Annotated in this window: 10 protein-coding genes; 4 read left to right on the top strand and 6 right to left on the bottom strand. The window is 71.0% G+C overall.

All coding sequences use genetic code 11. From position 1 onward, the window contains the following. Nucleotides 1–686: 686 nt before the first annotated feature. From ACWDX6_RS14610 to ACWDX6_RS14595, 4 genes are all read right to left on the bottom strand, one after another. A complete protein-coding gene (locus tag ACWDX6_RS14610) occupies nucleotides 687–3,137 on the bottom strand; it encodes an LPXTG cell wall anchor domain-containing protein (RefSeq protein ID WP_451485285.1) in 2,451 nt (816 codons plus the stop codon). A gap of 170 nt (nucleotides 3,138–3,307) precedes the next feature. Beyond that, nucleotides 3,308–4,033 carry a DUF6333 family protein gene (locus ACWDX6_RS14605; RefSeq protein ID WP_451485284.1) on the bottom strand — a complete coding sequence of 242 codons (726 nt, stop codon included), beginning with the start codon at nucleotides 4,031–4,033 and terminating at the stop codon, nucleotides 3,308–3,310. A gap of 165 nt (nucleotides 4,034–4,198) precedes the next feature. Continuing rightward, on the bottom strand, nucleotides 4,199–5,887 hold the full coding sequence (locus ACWDX6_RS14600) for an MFS transporter (RefSeq protein WP_451485289.1): 1,689 nt from the start codon (nucleotides 5,885–5,887) through the stop codon (nucleotides 4,199–4,201). A 323-nt stretch (nucleotides 5,888–6,210) separates the two neighbouring features. Then, nucleotides 6,211–8,682 (bottom strand): D-alanyl-D-alanine carboxypeptidase, encoded by a 2,472-nt coding sequence (locus tag ACWDX6_RS14595; protein WP_451485283.1) that lies wholly within the window; start codon nucleotides 8,680–8,682, stop codon nucleotides 6,211–6,213. A 162-nt stretch (nucleotides 8,683–8,844) separates the two neighbouring features. Between ACWDX6_RS14595 and ACWDX6_RS14590 the strand changes: the two genes are divergently transcribed. The 4 genes from ACWDX6_RS14590 to ACWDX6_RS14575 all read left to right on the top strand — a co-directional run bounded on the left by ACWDX6_RS14590 (nucleotide 8,845) and on the right by ACWDX6_RS14575 (nucleotide 12,844). After that, entirely contained in the window at nucleotides 8,845–9,567 is a 723-nt protein-coding gene (locus ACWDX6_RS14590; RefSeq protein ID WP_356894943.1) for a GOLPH3/VPS74 family protein, read from the top strand. A gap of 190 nt (nucleotides 9,568–9,757) precedes the next feature. Next, on the top strand, nucleotides 9,758–10,621 hold the full coding sequence (locus ACWDX6_RS14585) for a helix-turn-helix domain-containing protein (RefSeq protein WP_451485282.1): 864 nt from the start codon (nucleotides 9,758–9,760) through the stop codon (nucleotides 10,619–10,621). Between the two features lie 202 nt (nucleotides 10,622–10,823). Next, the gene (locus ACWDX6_RS14580) at nucleotides 10,824–11,024 is read left to right on the top strand and encodes a DUF397 domain-containing protein (protein ID WP_451485281.1); all 201 of its coding nucleotides are present in this window, start codon (nucleotides 10,824–10,826) and stop codon (nucleotides 11,022–11,024) included. A gap of 296 nt (nucleotides 11,025–11,320) precedes the next feature. Further along, nucleotides 11,321–12,844, top strand: a complete 1,524-nt coding sequence (locus ACWDX6_RS14575) for a sodium:solute symporter family protein (protein WP_451485280.1) — start codon at nucleotides 11,321–11,323, stop codon at nucleotides 12,842–12,844. On the opposite strand, the gene ACWDX6_RS14570 is transcribed toward ACWDX6_RS14575, so the two are convergent. Together ACWDX6_RS14570 and ACWDX6_RS14565 are read right to left on the bottom strand one after the other, a co-directional pair. Beyond that, nucleotides 12,845–13,963: an ADP-ribosylglycohydrolase family protein gene (locus ACWDX6_RS14570; protein ID WP_451485279.1), complete on the bottom strand. Its 1,119-nt coding sequence runs from the start codon at nucleotides 13,961–13,963 to the stop codon at nucleotides 12,845–12,847. 128 nt (nucleotides 13,964–14,091) lie between these two features. Further along, on the bottom strand, nucleotides 14,092–16,683 hold the full coding sequence (locus tag ACWDX6_RS14565; protein ID WP_451485278.1) for a bifunctional FO biosynthesis protein CofGH: 2,592 nt from the start codon (nucleotides 16,681–16,683) through the stop codon (nucleotides 14,092–14,094). Nucleotides 16,684–16,691 lie beyond the last annotated feature (8 nt).

The following is a 16,691-nucleotide window of genomic DNA, read 5'->3' as shown; positions in this document are numbered from 1 at the left end:
CTCTGCGTCGCGAAAGACGTCGAGCTTCTCTTTCTCTGATGTCCGCGAAGCCGGGGCAGGCCCTCATGCTCCCGCAGTTACGGGACAGCCCTTAGGCGGCACCCCGTGAAGGTCCAGGTCAGGCCGGCGATCTTCGAGGAGCTGGAGGAGGACTTGCCGCCCAGGTAGCTGATGGGCGACCAGATAATCCCGCGCGTACTTGTCCACGGTGGCGTGAGTGGCCAGCACGTCGTGCGGGAGGAGCGCCTCGACCGGCGCGGTACTGGAGCGTTGCCATGCACCAGCACTGGGGCGTAAACGTGCTGTGCATCGGCGAGGCTGCCTCACCACCGCCATCTCCACCCAGCACGGGTCCACGAGCCCTGCGACCAAGATTCTTCCGATCCAGGCGAGGCCACGGAGGGTTGCCGCGTCCGGCGGGACCCTGTTCAGGGTCTTTACGGGCCCGGCGAATATCACCCAGGGTCAGAAGGGCCCGCGGGCGGAGACACGAAGACCTCCGTGCGGTGTAGTCCTAGACACCTCCACCGCACCGGAGGTCTTCGCCGTGATCAACACCCGGCCCTGCCAACAACGCTCGTGATCAATGCACCTAGGGCCTTTCGCCCGCGAGCGGGAGGGGGTTCCTCCCGCTCGCCGGCCGCTCCAGGGCCCCTGTCGCAGGACCCTGAAGCGGCGCCGCCTCGCTAGCCCGTGGCGTCCTGGCGCCTGCGGCGCATCCACCACAGCAGGGCCGCGCCCGTGGCCAGGACCGCTGCGGCGATGCCCGAGATCAGGGCGATCGGGGTGGTGGAGCCGGTGTCGGCCAGGCCGCCGTCCGGGTCCGGCCTGTTCGCCGGCGGGGTCGGGTTTCCGTCGCCTGGGGTGGACGGGTCCGGGGCCGGGGTCGACGGCGGGTCGGTCGGCTTCGGGCCGTCCGTCGGGGTCGGGGTCGGAGTCGGGTTCGGGCCCGGGTCCTCGCCGCCGGCCTCGACGTTGCCGCTGCCGCCGAGGAAGAGGGTGTCGGTGTCCCGGTAGGACACGTCATCCGACTGGAGAGACGTCTTCGTCGTGCTGTCCAGAGTGCGGTGCTCGACGTTGAACCGGGTCTGGGGGATGTTGCGCTTCGGCTGCTTGGAGAAGTCCACACCGCCGACGCCCTGGTTGAAGACCTTGCCGCCGTACTCCAGCTCGAACCACTCGATGCCCTCGCGCAGCGACTTCATGTACTTCTGGTACACGTCCTCGCGAGTCCACTTGTCGTGCGGGGCGCGCAGCGGCCACGCGGTGACGTCGTTGGAGTTGATGATCTTACGGAAGTCGGTCGGCGCCTTGGCGTCCTGCTGGCGGATGTACTCGGCGGCGACACGTGCGGTGTAGACGGCGCGCAGGTCGGCGTAGCGCTTGTCGTTGTTGACCCGCTCCTCCATGAGGGGAACGATGTTGGCGCGGACGCTCGCCTCCATCGACTTCTTCTCCGCGTCGGTCAGGCCCTTGCACTCCGTGCTGCCCGGCGCCTCCCACTCGATGTCGAGCCACTCGGCCGACACCTTCAGGGGTGCGTCGAGAATGTAGATCCCGCCGTCCTGCTCGCGGACCTCGGCGGTCTTGGGCTCCGCCCAGAAGCGGACGCCGGGGAAGCACGGAAGGCCGTTCTGGCGGGGGGCGGTGTCCCAGTACCGCTTGCCGCCGGCGTGCTTCTTCGGGTTGAGGGCTTCGGCGAAGTCCTCCTTCATCAGGTAGTCGGCCTCGAGCAGGACCCGGCCGGCGTCGGTCCTGCCGAACTTGGCGTCCATGATCTTGTCCGGCTGGTCCGGGTTGAGGTTGACCCAGAACTTCTCCGGAGTGAGCGCGAGCCACGTGAACAGGGCGTCGGAGGAGAGCTGCATGCGCGCCTCACCACCGAAGCCCGGGTTCTCGTCCGGGTTGGGCATCTGGTCGGCACGCATGGAGTACTGCATGCCCTTGCCCTTGCCCAGGCCACCGACGTACCGCAGCTCCAGGGTGGTGAAGTCGACGCCGCCCGGGCCGCCGCGCGGGAGGGTGCCCCGGGTGTCGAGCCGGCGGGCGTCGGCCTGGATCCTCTTGGCCTCTTCCAGGGTCTTCCCGGAGCCGATGATGCGGTCGTTCAGCGAGCCGCGCGTGCCGCACGAGGCGGCGGCGAGCTGCGCCCTGCCCTGGCCGCCCTGGCAGCCCGGGGCGAACCACCGCTGGTAGTCCGAGTACCCCCGGATGGGCTTGGTCCGCGGAACGGGGTTGTAGAGCCGCTGGTTGCCGCGGACCTGGTTGGTCTTGCCGGGCCGCAGATCGTTGACGTACTTGTTCAGGCTGTCGATCTTCTTGCGCTGGCCGGCGCTGAACGGCTTCGCGCCGGTGAACCGGAACGTGTGGTCCGGCATGAACCGGGCGACCTTCCGGTCCTTCCCGAGCTGCTTGTTCGTGAGCTCGGAGTTCGACTTGAACTCGTTGAACTCCTTGGTCCGCTGGTTGTAGGCGTCGTACCGGCGGGAATCGACGACGTTGCCCTGCGCGTCGATGAGCTCGACGGTGACCTCGCACAGCCAGTCCGGGCCGACCAGGCGGAAGTCGCGGACGAGCTGACGCTCGAACGACGACCCCTTGTGGTTGTTGACCTGGTTGCGGATGAACCGGTGCTCGAACCAGTGGTCGAAGGTCAGCCCTTCCTTGTTGTGGAAGTACCGGGCGTAGATCTCGAACTTGCGGTCCTCCGGGTCACCGGACCTGTCCGCGACCTTCTGCCACTCCTTGTAGTTCTTCTCCGTGTCGTTCGGAGCCTTCGACAGGGCCTTGGTCCTGTCGGCGGCCGTCGGCGGCTTCACCCCGTCGTACGCCTTGCCGGGCAGGTCGTAGTTGTAGTTCTTCGGGTTGCCCGGCCAGGCGGAGAAGTTGGAGCCGGTGGGGTCGTTGGGGAACCCCGAGTTGGTCGGCGTGCTGGGGTACGCCTTGCCGAGGTTCTTCACGTCGCAGCGCTTCGCGCCGGGCTTGATCCTGGCCGCGACGGCGGGCCCGGCGGCGCTGGCGGTGTCGGTCTCGATGCCGGGCAGACCGGTCACGGTGACCGCCGAGGCGATCCCGAGCACGGCCAGCGCGCGGCCTGCCAGACTCCACCGCTTGGGTATGCGCAGTGCTCTGTTCAAGAGTGATCTTCCCTCATAGGTGGGGCCTGAGGGGATACGGGGCGACGCGTGAGGCCCCCGTGACGTGTACGCGTCGCCCGTTCACCCTAGACCCATTCACCGGCGCGCGAGACGGGGTTCGAGGCCGTGTCGGGGCGCCAACTGAATGATCACCACGGGGAGTTGACGAATCAGTCGTTGAAGTACAGGGCTTCCATGTGGCTGGTGGCGTGCTCGCTGTGCCGCACCCGCAGGGAGGAGGCGTCCAGATCGGCCCTCCCCCACGGGTCCGCGCCGGCGAGGCAGGCCGTGGCGAGGGCGCCCCAGTCGTTCTGGTTCGGTTCGTCGTCCAGGTCGAAGTAGACGTCGAGCTCTTCGAGGGCTTCGGTGGTGATCCCGAGGGCGTCCATCACCGCCCGCGGGTCACCGGTCACGACGAACGGTTCGTCACCGGGCCAGCCGCAGGCGTGGAACATGGTGCCGTCCGGCAGCCACACGAGGTCTTCGGTGTGCTCGGCGCCGCAGTGCACCTCCACCCGGCCCACGATCCGCGCGTCGGGGAAGCGCTCCCGCAGCCGGGTGGCCTCCGCCAGGAGCGGCATGTCGTTGCCGTCGTCCCCGAACGCCGGATCGGAGATCGACATGAGGTTCCCCCACGCCCCCGCCTGCACGAGGTCCAGGTCGGCCCGCGTGGCGACCGTGATCATGTCACTCCGCTTACGGGGGCCGAGGTCTTCGACCACATCGTCGATCGTGCCCAGAGAGCGGGCGAACTCCGCGGCCCGCTGCGGGTCGTTGGGCGGGAGGTCGGCGACGTCCACGGTGAACGGCGGCCGCAGCACGGTCAGTTCGTAGCGAATGCCGCTGCCATGGGTCATGCGGTCGGGAGGAAGGGTCCAGAAGTCGGTGTCGGACATGCCCGTCACCGTAACGGGTTCCCGGGCGCCCGAGGGTGGTTGTGCTCCAACGGTCCCCCCGTTCACGAGCCCCCGGCCATCGGCGGATGCGCCGCGCACGTCGGACCTGGGTGGCTCGTCAGGCTGTCGGCCGCTCAGGAGGCCCGTCACCCCTCGCGCCGTGGGTCAGCGGAGTTCTTCCGGGCAGGTCGTGCCTCGGGGGAAGAGCTTGTACGGGGCGGCCAGGCGGTAGACGCCCGGCTTCGGGGCCACCAGCTCCGTCCACTCGTCGCCCTCCGCGTCCGCCTCCGCCTTCAGCAGGCAGCCGTGCTCGTTGAGGAAGACCTTCGGGAGTTCCGTCTCCGACTCCTCGCGGGCCCGCTTCGACGCCTCCGTCTCCTCCGGCGGTTCGATCTTGCCGCCGTTCTCGTCCAGGAGGGCCAGCCACGGGGAGTACGGCACCCGGATCAGGACCCGGCCCGGGGCGTCGAGGCGGATCACGACCTCCTCGGCGGCGGCCCGGCGCACCTGGGCCGGCGGGGCCGCCAGCGGGGTCGGGTTCTCGACCTCGTACAGCCGCCAGTTCGCGTCGGACCAGACCTGCTTGAGGTAGGGCAGGCCGCCCTCGACCAGCTCCGCCTCCCGCTCCGCGCCCGAGTCGGGCTTCCCGGTCGGCAGCACCACGTAGTGCACCGCCCAGCGGTCGAGCCAGTCCTCGTAGTTCGCGGCGTTCAGCGTGTCGTCGTAGAAGAGCGGGTTGCGCTCCATGTCCGCCTGGCGGTTCCAGCCCCGGGCCAGGTTGATGTACGGGGTGAGGGCCGAGGACTCGCGGTGGCTGGAGGCCGGGACGACCTCCACCCGCGCCTTCTCCGCGCCCCGCACCTGCAACTGGTTGATCAGCGGCGCGACCTCCCGCGCCCAGGACGCGTCGGGGGCGGTGCGGATGATGTCGTCGACGCCCTTGAACCCGATCCAGAGGTTCAGGCCCGCGAAGGCCAGCACCAGCGCGTACCAGCGGCGCGAGCGCGGGACGGCGTAGGGCAGGGCGGCGAGGAGGACGACGCCCGCGAAGACCATCACGAGCCGCGACACGTTCGACCCGATCTGGGAGTCGATCAGCCAGGTCAGCAGCGTGCCCGCGGAGTAGACGGCCGCGCCGGTGCGTACCGTGCGCCACTCGCGCGGTACGAGCAGGAAGACCAGTACCCCGAAGAGGAACGGCAGCGACGTCGACGCCAGCGACATCGGCTGCGTACCGGAGAAGGGGAACAGCCAGGACGACAACGCCACCACCGCGACCGGGGCGAGGCCGAGGGCGTACGCGCCGGGGCGCCGTTTGTTGAGGAAGAGCGCCGCCGCCGCGACTCCGAGGAAGAGCCCGGCGACCGGGGAGCACGCGGTCGCGAGACCGGCGAGCGGCGCGGCGACCGCGGCCTTCGCCCAGCGCCGGTGCCGCCAGCGGTACGGCCAGCAGAAGACGGCCGCGACCGCGCCCAGCGCGAACATCATGCCGAGACCGAACGTCACCCGCCCCGACAGCGCGTTGCACAGGAAGGCGAAGACCCCGGCCAGCGCGCACGCCAGCGGATTGCGGACCGCCCGCACCCGCACCAGGATCAGCGCCGTCAGACCGGCGGAGACGGTCCCGGCGATCATCATCGTCGTACGGACGCCGAGCAGTGACATCACGTACGGCGAGATCACGCTGTACGAGACCGGGTGCATCCCTCCGTACCAGGCGAGGTTGTACGCGGAGTCCGGATGCCGGCCGACGAACTCGGCCCAGGCGTCCTGGGCGGCGAGGTCGCCGCCACTGTTCGCGAACAGGAAGAACCACAGGACATGGGTGAGCGCGGCGACGCCGGTGGCGATCATCACCGGGTAGCGGCGCCTGCGGCGCGCGGGGCGCGGCCCGGGCGCCGTCGTGCCCGTGGCCGGCCGGGGTGCCGGGAGGCTTATTCGCGGCGGGACCGGCGCGGGCGAGGGCCCAGCCGCTCCCGGACGCCCGGCGGCGGTCTCCTCCGGTGCTCCACCGCTGCCGCCCATGGGCACGGGGGGACGCGACTGCGCCTCCTCGTCGGCGCGTGTCGGCTCGGCGGTGGTCACTGCGGCCCTTTCCCGTACTCCCCGTCGCGCGATCTCGTTCCTCGGAACGCTAACAGCTGGGCGCCCCGGAGGGCCGGGACGCCCGTCGTGCGTCAGCCGAGGCGCGTCAGCTTCCTGTCGAAGCCCGGCTCCACCAGGTCCTTCTGGAGGGCGACGGGAGCGCTGACCTTGCCGGCGCCCGTACCGATCGACACCTGGCCGACGACGTCGCCCGCCTTGCCGGCGTGCGGAACGGCCTTGCCGCCGTCCGTCAGGGCCAGCCCCACCTTCAGGCCGGGCCAGCCGATGGCCTTGAGCTCGCGGGTCGCGACGACCGGGGTCTGCCCGCCGAGGCCGTCGTCGACGTAGCCGACGACCTGCCCCTTGCGGACGACGGGGGCGGAGGTCACGTCCTTCTGCGCCTGCTGGATCAGCTTGAGGCTGTAGTCGATCGCCAGCTGGAGCTTGTCGTTCAGGAGGGCGGCGTCCTTCGCACCCATCACCACACCGAGGATGCGGCGCTCCTTGCCGTCGACGACGGTGTAGGCCGCCCAGAGCAGGTTGCCGCCGGCGGGGGTCGAGGAGCCGGTCTTGATGCCCCGGACACCGGGCTGGAGCAGGATGTTGTTGTTGTTCTCGATCCGGCCCGGGATGCCCTCCACCGTGAGGTTCGGCATGTCCACGATCTCCCGGAACACGTCGTACTGCATGACCGCCTTCGCCAGCTTCAGCTGGTCGAGCGGGGTGGAGACCGTGGTCGACTGCAGACCGGACGGGTCGGTGTAGACCGAGTCCGTCATGCCGAGGTCCTTGGCGGCGGCGTTCATCTTCTCGACGAAGGCGGCCTCCGTACCGGCGTCCCAGCGGGCGAGCAGCCGGGCCACGTTGTTCCCGGACGGGATCATGAGGAGCTGGAGCAGCTCCTTCTCGCTGTACCGCTGCCCCTCCTTGATCTGCGCCGTCGACTCGTCCTTGGCCTTGGCCTGCTCGCCGGCCTTCTGGTCGACCGTGATCTCGGGACCGGTCTGGTTCCCCTTGATCGGGTGGTCGCGGAGGATCACGTACGCCGTCATCGTCTTGGCGACACTGGCGATCGGAGCGGGCTTCTGGACTCCGTACGTCCCCAGCGAACCGACCCCCTCGACCTCGGCGGCGCCCTGTCCCTCGGTGGGCCACGGCATGGTCAGCTCGCCGCCCTGGAAGGTGAACGTGGGGGCGGCGGAGAGGGTGAGGGCGGGGGTGGGGAGCGGCCGCACGAACTGTACGACCGCAAAGACGATCAGCAGGAGAACGACCAGCGGCGTCCAGATCCGCACGCGCCGGGCGGCGGTGCGCAGGGGCGTCGGCGGCGGGGGCGGGGTGTTCGTCAGCTCCGCGAGCAGGTCCAGCGGGGGCAGCGGCGGCATGGGCTGCTGCTTGGTGCGCTCGGCCTCGGTGAGGGAGGCGGGCGTCGCGGGGCCGGCTGGGGCGGCCGAGGGCTCCGGCCGCGGCTGGGGCTGCGGCTGCGGCTGTGCCTTGGGCAGGGGCTGGGGCTGGGCCTTCGCCGCCGGGGGCTCGGGGAGGTCGCGGCGCAGCGGGATGAACTGGCTCGTGCGCTCGGCGTCGGACTCGGCGGCGGGCTCGGCGGCCTTGGCCGGGGGCGTCGGCGTCGGGGTCGGCATCGGCGTCGGCGTCGGCGTCGGCGTCGGCGGGATCTTCAGCGCGGTCGTCGGCTGGTCCACGGCAGGCGGCCGCACGGCCTTGAACACAGCGGTGGGCTGGTCGACGGCGGGCGCTTCGGCAGCCTCGTCGGCCGCTTCGCCGGAGACCGGGGCGTCGGAGGAGGGCGTGTCGGAGGAGCGCTCCTCGTCCGGAGCCGGCGGGTCGGCAGCGGGCGTCGCCGGAGCGGGCGTGCCCTCCCCAGCCGGCGTGTCGGCGGCCGTCGCCTCCCGGGACGCGGGCGCGTCCTCCGTGGGACGGTCCGCATCGGTCTCGGCAGCCTCGGGCACGTCCGCCCGGGCGTTCTCCGCCTCGCCGGCGGTCGCCTTCCGCGCCGCGAACCAGGACGCGTCCTCGCCGCCCGCCTCGGCCGGCTCCACGGCAGTGGACCCGGCGGCCTCGGGCTCAGGCTCGGCGGAAGCTTTCGCCGCCCCCGTCGGGGCGGCGGGCTCCTCGCCGTCGCCGCTCACCGGACTCCCGGCCCCGGCGCCCGACCCGCCGTCCGGCTCGGTGGTCGTGTCGGAGACGCGCGAGGCGGTGTCCTGCGCCGTCTCCGACGGCTCGTCACCGGTGGCGACCCACGCCGCCACCGCCGCCCGCAGGCGGTCGCCCTCGCCGCCCGCCGCCGGGTCGGCCGGGGTGCCGTCCTCCGGCGCGCGCGGAGCGAGGGACTTGAAGACGGCCGTGGGCTGGTCCACCTGGACCGCGCCGGACTCCGCCGACGACGCCGACGACGCCGAAGGCGGGGCCGATGAGGACGCCGACTCACGGAGCACCGACAGCCGCGGATCCCGGCCGCCGCCGCCCGGAGTCGCCTCCTGCGAAGACTTCCGCTGCTCCGCCTCTTCGGGGGACTCGCCCGCCACCGTGCCTCCTCCATGCGTCATGCGTACGTCCGAACCATGTACCAGTGTCCTGTGTGAACCCCTTGGCCCCCGTGCTAGACGAGAACGACATACCTGCCGGTTCCCGTACGAACCACCCAGGCACTCTCGACAGATGAATGTGAGAGGGGTCACCCTGTGACTCATCCACGCGGGGAGGCATGGATGGGCAGGAGCCGCAGAACAATTCCGGAGGAGCTTCTGCTGCTCGCTCTGGACCCGGCCACGGGTACCACAGCGCAGCCGCAGTCGCTCGACCTCGGCCTCGCCGGAGCTCAGCTAGTGGAGCTGGCTCTGGCAGGACGGATAGCCCCTGACGGGGATCGTATCGCCGTGGTGATGCCACGGCCGACCGGAGATCCGACACTGGACTCCGCACTGGAACTGCTGCGCCGACGCGGCAGCCCGGTCCGGGCCGTCCACTGGATCGGCGGACCCCGACTGGGGCTGCGCCAGATCTACCTCGCTCATCTGGAGCGCTGCGGCATGGTGCATGCCGTGGAGGGCCAGATGTGCGGAGTGCTGCCGACGACGCGCTACCAGGCGACGGAGACGGCCATCAGCCGGGACATCAGGGCCCGGCTGGACAGTGCGATCCGCACCGGCGTACCGCCGGACCCGCGGACCGCGGCGCTCGCCGCGCTGGCCCACGCGGTCGGTCTCGGCAAGCACCTCTACCCGGGGAACGAAGGACGGTCGTCGCGGTCCCGGCTGCGCGACCTGATCCGGCACGACCCCATGGGCGGCCTCGTGGCGCACGCCGTGATGGACGTCCAGAACGGTGTGGCGGCACAGCCGCGCCGTAACACCGCGACGGGAGGCGGGCGTCCGGCGGGCGTCCCCGAGCAGCCCCGGCGCGGCAGCATGGCCCGCGCGGCCGTGCACTGACCGACTCGGGAGACACCGAGCGACACCGACCCGATCCGGGAGCCGCACAGACGTGTGCGGGGCGGTCCTCACGACCGCCCCGCACACGTGCGTTGTCGCCATTTCCCAGCGCACACCGCATCTTTGGTGGCAGTCTGCCAAGCAGTAGATACTCACAGCTACGCAGCCGACAGCCGGAGGTGCAGTTTCCGTGGCGTCCAACGTCAATCCCACCGTCAGGCGACGCCGATTGGGCCAGGAGTTGCGCCGGCTCCGGGAGCAGAAGAACATGACGGCCGAGCAGGTGGCCGAGCGGCTGCTGGTCTCCCAGTCCAAGATCAGCCGTCTCGAGAACGGCCGTCGCTCCATCAGCCAGCGTGACGTCCGCGACCTCTGCGGCGTGTACGAGGTGGAGGACGAGCGGGTCGTCGAGTCGCTGATGCAGATGGCCAAGGACTCGCGCCAGCAGGGCTGGTGGCACGCCTTCGGCGACATCCCGTACAGCGTCTACATCGGTCTGGAGACGGACGCGGAGAGCCTGCGGGTGTACGAGCCGCAGATCATCCCGGGCCTGCTGCAGACCCACGGCTACGCCGAGGCCGTCATCGCCGGCGCGCTGCCGGAGTCCACGCCGGCCGACATCGACAAGCGGGTCACCGTCCGCACCCGCCGCCAGGAGCGGATCAGGGACGACGAGCGTCCGCTGCGGCTGTGGGCGGTCATCGACGAGGGTGCGCTGCGCCGGATCGTCGGCAACCGGCAGCTGATGATCGAGCAGCTGGAGCATCTGGTCGAGCAGTCGCATCTGCCCCATGTCACCGTGCAGGTCCTGCCGTTCGACATGGGCGCCCATCCGGGCATCAGCGGGCACTACGCCATCCTGGAATTCCCGGACACGTCCGACTCCAGCGTCGTCTACATCGAGGGTGTGACCAGCGATCTTTATCTGGAGAAGGCGCAGGATGTCGCGAAGTACAGCGTGATGTACGAGCACTTGCGCGCACAGGCGCTGAATGTGGAGCAGACCCGGGAGTTCATCTCGGACATCGCCAAGGAGTACGCCGCCGGAAATTAAGGGTGAATGCGGCCATACGGCCGGGACGTCGAGGAAGAGGCCGGTACGGTACACCCCGGCCTTGTTCCGGCGGAAGTCCGCTTGGAATATGCCATCCGGTCGAGTGAACGCCCGCCCCACGCGAGGGGACCGGCGAGTAGCGTCGATCACGCCAGCAAGAACGTTGGCGCGACATACCACCGGCAGAACCGGAGCTGACATCATGGCGATTATTCAGGGCGCTACGGACACCTGGACCAAGTCCTCCTATTCCGGCGGGAACGGGGCCTGCGTGGAGGTCAAGTCCCCCGTCGCGGCCGCGATCGCGGTGCGCGACTCCAAGGCTCCCGAGGGTCCGTCCCTCGCTTTCGGGCCGGGTTCCTGGAACGCCTTCGTGAGCGAAGTGAGCACCGGAACGCTCTGAACCGCGAACCCCGAACCGCGAACCGCGCGCGACGCGCGAAAGCACCCCGCAGCAGCCCTCTCGACCGGTCCGCCGTCCTGGCCGAGGGGGCTTCGGCATGTCCGCGTCCGGGCAGGCCGTGAACGGATCGCCGCACGGCCCTTTTGACCCCATCTGCGTTCACGAATATGAACCGAAGTCAAAAACCCGAACGATTTTACTCGCTCTTGACCCTCCAGTGCGTTGTCGTGGCAGCTCAACTCGCCACACCATGAACGGCGTTCACAAGGCGGACCGGATCCCCTGGAGGGGGCTCAATGAACAGTCTCGACTGGGCCGTGCTCATCGGCTACTTCGGCGTGATGGTCGCGATCGGCGTCTGGTCCCACAAGCGCGTGGACAACGTCTCCGACTTCTTCACCGCCGGAGGCAAGATGCCCTGGTGGCTCTCCGGCATCTCGCACCACATGTCGGGCTACAGCGCCGTGATGTTCACCGGCTACGCGGGCATCGCGTTCACCTACGGCGTCACCTCCTACGTCACCTGGTCCTTCCCCATCGCGATCGGCATCGCCATCGGCGCCCACCTCTTCGCGCCCCGCCTCAACCGGCTGCGCTCGCGCCTCCATGTGGCCTCCCCGCTGGAGTACCTGAAGAACCGCTACAACCTGCCCACCCAGCAAGCCCTCGCCTGGTCCGGCGTGCTGCTGAAGATCGTCGACGTGGGCGCCAAGTGGGCCGCCATCGCCACCCTGCTCTCGGTCTTCACCGGGATCTCGCTCAACCAGGGCATCCTCATCACCGGCGTGATCACCGGCATCTACTGCACCGTCGGCGGGCTGTGGGCCGACGCCCTCACCGAGCTGGGCCAGTTCATCATCCAGTTCTTCGCCGGCATCGCCATGCTCGTCGCCGTCCTGGCGAAGCTGGGCGGCTTCAGCGCGCTGTGGACGGTCTGGGACCGGCCCGAGCTCCAGGGGCACACCGCGCCGACCGCGGGCCCGTACACGATGACCTTCCTCCTCGCGTACCTCTTCATCAAGACCTTCGAGTACAGCGGCGGCATGTGGAACCAGGCCCAGCGCTACATGGCGACGCCGACCGCCCGCGAGGCCACCCGCTCCGGGCGGCTCTCGGCCGTCCTGTGGTTCGTCTGGCCGCTGGTCCTCTTCTTCCCCATGTGGGTGGCGCCGCTGCTCGTCGACCCGAAGAAGCCCGACGCCTCCGACTCGTACGCCCTGATGACCGAACAGCTGCTGCCGCACGGGCTGCTCGGACTGGTCATCGTCGGCTTCTTCTCGCACACCATGGCCATGTGCTCCTCCGACGCCAACGCCATCGCGGCCGTCTTCACCCGTGACATCGCGCCCGCACTGAGCAAGGCCGCGCGCACCTGGTCGCACCGGGCCGGGCTGCTGGCCGCCCGCTGGTCGACCGTCGCCTTCCTCGGCCTGTCGATGGCGATCGCCACGCAGGTCAACTCCCCGACCTTCGGCGACATCATCACCGTCGTCATCAAGTGGGTGGCCGGGCTGATGGGGCCGATCGCGATCCCGTTCATGCTCGGCCTGCTGCGGACGTTCCGCAGGTCCGGGCCGACGGCCGCACTCGTGTCCTGGGCGGCCGGCCTATTCGCGTTCTGGCTCACCAACTACGGGCTCGACGGCCTGGAGCTCCAGACCCAGATCGTCTCGCCGCTCGCGACCTCCCTGGTGCTGTACGTCCTCATCGGCTTCGTCAGGCCGGAGGACACCCCGGAACGGGACGCGGTCCTCGACAAGCTCCACTCGGACGACGGCAGTCCGGCGGCCGCGGTACCCGAGCGTCAGCCCCTCGGATAGTCAGCCCCTCGGATAGCGGGCCAGCCAGCCGGGCGAGGACTCCGAGGGGCTGTGCAGGGCGGTGCCCTGCGTCATCTCCATCGCGAAGTCGTCCGCCAGCTCCAGGACCGTCGCACGGCCCTCCAGTTCGGCCAGCCAGGCCGGCGGGAGGGCCGTCTCGCCGTGCAGGGCGCCCAGCAGCGCGCCCGTGAGCGCCCCCGTCGCCGCCGACGGCCCGTCGTGGTTGACCGCGAGCCGCAGACCGTGCCTCATGTCCTCGCCGACGAGGGCGCAGTAGACGGCGGCGGCGAGGAGGTTCTCGGCCCGGTCCTCGTCCGCGCCGAGCGCGGTGACCCTGGCCGCGTTCGGCATCCCCTGGCGTACGGCTCCGAGGGCCTGCTGGAGGGCCGTGGTGACCGGCTCGTGGCCGGGGCGCGGCGCGAGCTGCGCCAGGGCCCGCTGCACCGAGCCGTCGACGCTCTCGCCGCGCGCCAGCCCGTGCACGACGACGGCGAAGGCACCGGCCGCGAGGTACGCGGCCGGGTCGCCGTGCGTCTGCGCCGCGCACTCCACCGCCAGCTGGCACACCAGCTGCGGCTCCCAGCCGACCAGGAGCCCGAAGGGCGCCGAGCGGACCAGCGCGCCCGAATCGGTGGCGGTCGGGTTCTTCGGCCGGTCCAGGGTGCCGAGGACCTCGTCACCGAACCCGGTCAGACAGGCGCGGGCCGGGTCGCGGCGGGCGTAGAGCCACTCCTCGCGGGCCAGCCAGCCGTTGTCCTTGCGCCGCTCGTCGGGGCCCCAGTCGCGCTGGGTGGCCGCCCAGCGCAGATGGGCCCGGTGGACGTCCGTGGGCGGGTGCCAGGCACCGGTGTCGCGGCGGACCTGGGCGCGGATGAGCCCGTCGACGGTGAACAGGGTCATCTGCGTGGCGGCGGTGACGGCCCCGCGCCTGCCGTACGCGGGGACCGGCTCGGTGAGCCCGTCCGGCCCGTGGACGGTCCTGATCTCCGCCAGGGACAGACCCGACACGCCCGCGCCGAAGGCGTCGCCGACGGCCCCGCCGAGGAGGCAGCCGCGCACCCGGGCCCGGAAGTCCTGCTGCTCGGCACGGCCCCACACGGCCGCGGCGGTTGTGGTCACGACGTGCCCTCCCCCGGTGACGCAGGTCTGACGCAGGTCTGCTCTGCCGCAGCACTGTAATCGACCGGGTACGGACGTTCGGGAGCCGGAACGTTATGTGATCCCACGCCCCTCAGGCCGGGTTTGACTCACTCTGGGAGGACCGGAAGCAGCTCCGGGAGGTGCCCGTCGGAGGCGTGCGCGGCGCGCACCCGCTCCTCCGGGACCTCGCCGTACAGCGTCGTCCGGGGGCGGGAGGGCCGGCCGGCCGCCTCCGCGATGGCGACGAGGTCCTTGACCGAGCGGTAGGAGCCGTAGCGGGAGCCCGCCATCCGGGAGATGGTCTCCTCCATCAGGGTGCCGCCCAGGTCGTTGGCGCCCGAGCGGAGCATCTCGGCCGCGCCGTCCGCGCCGAGCTTCACCCAGCTGGTCTGGATGTTGGTGATGTGCGGGTGGAGGAGGAGCCGGGCCATGGCGGTGACCGCCCGGTTGTCCCGGACCGTCGGCCCGGGGCGGGCGACGCCGGCGAGGTAGACGGGCGCGTTGGTGTGGATGAACGGGAGCGTGACGAACTCGGTGAAGCCCCCCGTCTCGCGCTGGATCCGGGCCAGGGTGCGGAGGTGGCCCAGCCAGTGGCGGGGCTGGTCCACGTGTCCGTACATCATCGTGGACGAGGAGCGGATGCCCAGCTCGTGGGCGGTGGTGACGACCTCGATCCAGGTGGCGGTCGGCAGCTTGCCCTTGGTGAGGACCCAGCGCACCTCGTCGTCGAGGATCTCGGCCGCCGTGCCGGGGATCGAGTCGAGACCGGCCTCCTTGGCCGCCGTCAGCCACTCGCGGATCGACAGCCCCGTCCTGGTCGCGCCGTTGACGACCTCCATCGGGGAGAAGGCGTGCACATGCATACCGGGGACCCGCTCCTTCACCGCGCGCGCGATGTCGAAGTAGGCCGTGCCCGGCAGGTCGGGGTGGATGCCGCCCTGCATGCAGACCTCGACCGCACCGACCTCCCACGCCTGCTCGGCGCGGTCGGCGACCTGGTCGAGGGAGAGGGTGTAGGCGTCGGCGTCCGTGCGCCGCTGGGCGAAGGCGCAGAAACGGCAGCCGGTGTAGCAGACGTTGGTGAAGTTGATGTTCCGTGTGACGACGTACGTGACGTCGTCGCCGACCACCGCCCGGCGGACGTCGTCCGCGATCCGGGTGAGCGCGTCGAGTGCCGGGCCGTCGGCGTGGAGCAGGGCCAGGGCCTGGTCGTCGGTGAGCTTCTCCGGGTCGTCGGCGGCGGTGGCGAGCGCGGCCCGTACGTCGGTGTCGATGCGCTGCGGGACCATGCCGGGCGCCGCCGCCTCGCGCAGCGCCTCCCAGTCGCCGTACACCTCGTCGAAGTCGTCCCGGCGGTCGTGCGTGCGGCCGGTGGTGTCGATGGTGCGGTGCAGGTCGGTGCGGCCGGTGGCGGTGAACGCCTCGTCCGGCTCCTGCCAGGGCAGTCCGCGCACGGGTGCGTCCGGGTTCGCCAGGCCCGTCTCCGGGTCGGCGAGGGCACGGACGTGCGGCAGCAGCCGCGGGTCGAGCCAGGGCTCGCCCCGGCCGACGAACTCGGGGTACACGCAGAGGCGTTCGCGCAGCTCGAAGCCGGCGGCGCGGGACTTCTCGGCCAGGGTGTCGATCCGGGGCCAGGGCCGCTCGGGGTTCACATGGTCGATGGTGAGCGGCGAGACCCCGCCCCAGTCGTCGATGCCGGCGCCGATGAGCCGGCCGTACTCCTCGTCGACGAGGTTCGGCGGGGCCTGGAGGCAGGCGCCCGGGCCCATGATGTGGCGGGCGACGGCGATGGTGGCGACCAGGTCGTCCAGCTCCGCGTCCGGCATCCCGCGCATCGCCGTGTCCGGCTTGGCGCGGAAGTTCTGGATGATCAGCTCCTGGACGGAGTGGTAGGCGCGGGAGACCTTGCGCAGCGCGAAGAGGGACTCGGCCCGTTCCTCGTACGTCTCGCCGATGCCGATGAGCAGTCCGCTGGTGAAGGGCACGGAGGAGCGCCCGGCGTCCTCCAGGACCCGGAGCCGGACGGCCGGTTCCTTGTCGGGGGAGCCGTGGTGCGGGCCGCCCGGTTCGCTCCACAGGCGGGTGGCGGTGGTCTCCAGCATCATGCCCATGGACGGGGCGACGGGCTTGAGCCGCTGGAAGTCGGTCCAGGAGAGCACGCCCGGGTTGAGGTGGGGCAGCAGCCCGGTCTCCTCCAGGATGCGGATCGCCATGGCGCGTACGTAGGCGAGGGTGTCGTCGTAGCCGTGCGCGTCCAGCCACTCGCGCGCCTCGGGCCAGCGGTCCTCCGGCTTGTCGCCGAGGGTGATGAGGGCTTCCTTGCAGCCGAGTTCGGCGCCGCGCCGGGCGATGTCGAGGACCTCGTCGGGGGACATGAACATCCCGTGGCCGGCGGCGCGCAGCTTGCCGGGGACGGTGACGAAGGTGCAGTAGTGGCAGCGGTCGCGGCAGAGCCGGGTGAGCGGGATGAACACGCTCTTCGAGAAGGTGATGGTCCCCGGCCGCCCGGCGGCAGCGAGCCCGGCGTCCCGCACGCGCGCCGCGGAGGCGGCCAGGTCCTCCAGGTCGCCGCCCCGGGCCTGGAGCAGCACGGCGGCCTCGGTGACGTCGAGCGCCACACCGTCCCGCGCCCGCTTGAGGGCGCGGCGCATGGCGTTCTCGGTGGGCCGCTCGGGCTGTTCCGCCTGCTGATCCGTCATGGACCGAG

Source organism: Streptomyces sp. NPDC003027, assembly GCF_053591435.1.
Note: the sequence above shows the minus strand (reverse complement) of the source record. Positions and strands in the feature narration are given on the sequence as shown.